Raw genomic sequence first — 1,323 nt, 5'->3', positions numbered from 1 at the left:
GGGTCGCGGCGGCAAACCAAAAGCGGGTCTAACAGGCTTTCATGTCTCGCATCTGCACATTCCAGAGCTTGCCGAGAAGTGGGAGCAGTCTGGACAAGTTAGCACTCAGGGCTATGGTACGCCAGAGCGTATGGCCACCAGCCTTGAGATTATGACACAAGCACCACTGGGTTCAGCCAATTTCTCTAACGAGTTTGGTCGTCCGAACCTATGCGGTTATTTCCGTAGTTTCCAGCTTGATATGTCAGAGGCCAAAGACGGCAGCGAGATGCGCGGCTATCATAAGCCCATCATGCTGGCAGGTGGTTATGGCAATATCAAACGTAACCTCATTGAAAAAAATCCAATCCGCGAAGGGGATTTATTAATCGTCCTTGGCGGACCTGCCATGCAAATCGGTCTCGGCGGCGGCGCGGCATCATCAGTCGATAGTGGCGCACTTGACGAAGGCTTAGACTTTGCCTCCGTGCAGCGTGATAACGCCGAGATGGAACGCCGCTGTCAAGAAGTCATCGATCGCTGCTGGTCCCTCGCTGGTAATGATATTGAAATTAGCAATGATAGCGCTGACGGCAATCCAATCGTCTCACTACATGATGTCGGTGCCGGTGGACTGTCTAACGCGATGCCAGAGCTAGTCAACGATCATGAGATGGGCGCAGTGCTCAATCTACGTCATATTCCGTCATTAGAAGCTGGCATGTCGCCAATGGCCATCTGGTCAAATGAAGCGCAAGAGCGTTATGTGCTGGCGATTCGCCCAGAGAGTAAAGCGCAGTTTGACGCGATATGCACACGCGAGCGATGTCCGTATGCGATATTAGGCACGGCGACTAGAGTGCGTCAGCTAGCAGTCAATGATGAATTGCTCGATGATCAGCCGGTCGATATGCCGATGCAAGTCTTGCTTGGTGGTACACCAAAGATGCAGCGCAGTTTTGAGGTGCAAGCAAACCAGTTGCCACCGCTTGAGCTCAATAATTTTGATTTAGCCCAGTCTATTAAAGACGTGCTGCGTCATCCGACTGTCGCCAGCAAGTCGTTTTTGATTAGCATTGGTGATCGCTCAATCACAGGTATGGTGGTGCGCGATCAGTATGTTGGTCGTTATCAAGTACCTGTCGCCGATTGCGCAGTGACGGCATCGGGCCTCATCGCGCTTGATGGTCAAGTCATGACAGGAGAGGCGATGAGTATTGGCGAGCGTACGCCCGTTGCACTCATTGATCCCAAAGCCTCGGCGAGATTAGCCGTTGGTGAAGCCATTACTAATATCGCAGGCGCGCGTATCGCTCAGCTATCTGATATCACTATGTCAGCGAA

1 protein-coding gene is annotated in these 1,323 nt (G+C 52.1%); it reads left to right on the top strand.

Translation table 11 applies throughout. The annotated features are described in order from the left end of the window. On the top strand, positions 1–1,323 hold a 1,323-nt coding region (locus ACTXGO_RS13920), incomplete at both ends, for an AIR synthase-related protein (protein ID WP_443574937.1).

It is taken from the genome of Psychrobacter sp. T6-1, from assembly GCF_052258445.1.
The sequence above is the reverse complement of the archived record's forward strand: the minus strand, read 5'-3'. Positions and strand labels throughout refer to the sequence as shown.